Origin of the sequence: Mycoplasmopsis primatum ATCC 25948 (assembly GCF_000702785.1) — a bacterium.
Classification (GTDB): domain Bacteria; phylum Bacillota_I; class Bacilli_A; order Mycoplasmatales; family Metamycoplasmataceae; genus Mycoplasmopsis; species Mycoplasmopsis primatum.
The window spans coordinates 1-1,335 of the sequence record NZ_JNJV01000058.1 but is presented as its reverse complement, the minus strand read 5'-3'; the positions used below and the strand labels follow the sequence as shown (position 1 = coordinate 1,335).

At 28.1% G+C, this 1,335-nt stretch carries 1 protein-coding gene; it reads left to right on the top strand.

Going from position 1 to position 1,335, the window contains the following annotated elements; translation table 4 throughout:
- Positions 1–1,315 (top strand): site-specific DNA-methyltransferase (locus tag T386_RS0104200; RefSeq protein WP_029513864.1); only part of this gene is annotated, 1,315 nt, incomplete at its 5' end.
- Positions 1,316–1,335 lie beyond the last annotated feature (20 nt).

The following is a 1,335-nucleotide window of genomic DNA, read 5'->3' as shown; positions in this document are numbered from 1 at the left end:
AGAGAGAGAGAGAGAGAGAGAGAGTCGCAATTCAGAATCTAATTACGATGTAATTTATATTGATCCTCCTTATAATACCGAATCAGCAAGCACTGACGGAAACAACTTTTCTGAAAAAGAAGATGTTAATGCTTCAAAATTTATTTATCGGGACAAATTTAGTCGCAATGGCTGGCTAAATATGATGAATGAAAGACTGAAATTAGCTCGCCAACTTTTAAAAGATGATGGTGTTATTTTTGTGTCAATTGATGATACAGAACAAGCTTATTTAAAAGTCTTAATGGATGAAATTTTTGGTGAAGAGAATTTTGCTGCTACTCTTTCGAGAATTACAAAAAAAGGTGGCGGTAGATTTGGTAACTCTAATATTCAAAAAGATATTGATTTTGTATTGATTTATTATAAAAACATTAACAAGGTTGTGGAGTTTGAAAAAATTGAAAGTGATTGAGATGATTATAAATTTCAAGATGAGCGTGGAAATTATACTCTTAAACATCCACTAGATGGTGGTGCAGGTAATCCTTCATATACATTTGATGTTTTATTAAATAATAAAGTTTTTAAACCAAGACAAAATAAACATTGATCTTTTAGTAAAAAAAGAATAGATTGAATGTTGGAAAATAATCTAATAGTTGAAAATTCAAGTTCAATGTTATATGTAAAAAACTATAAAGATTTTGAAATAACAGAAATAAATAAAGAATATAAACTGTGTGCGAAAAAACAAGGTATTGATTGGTCGTCATCAAAACTAATGGATAATAAGTATTCTAACTCTTCAGGAAAAAGCGATTTAAATGAAATTTTTAATAATAATAAATTTGATTATCCGAAACCAAAAAATTTATTAGAAAGATTAATTTCAGCGCATCCAAACAAAAACGCAAGAGTTTTAGACTTCTTCGCTGGTTCAGGCACAACCGGTCATGCAGTTTTAAATCTTAATAAAGAAGATGGTGGAAATAGAACATTTACATTAGTGACTAACAATGAAAACAATATTGGTATTGAAGTTTGCTATGAAAGATTATTTAGAATCAATAATGGTAAAGGTTCAAAAGGCGAAAATGATTTTGATTGAATAAATAAAAATAAGCCTTATGGACAAAATCTTGATGTCTTCAATCTTGATTACTATAATTCAGATGTACTAACAGCAGACAATACAAAAATTAAAGCAAATTTTATACAAATGTTAAATGACTGATATATAGAAAAAGCCTATGAAACAGATGAAAAAGAAATTTTATTAAACTTAACAGCCCTAAAACCTGTTGAAAAGGATAATAAAAATGGAATTAACTAGTGTGCAAAAAAGAGCAGTTA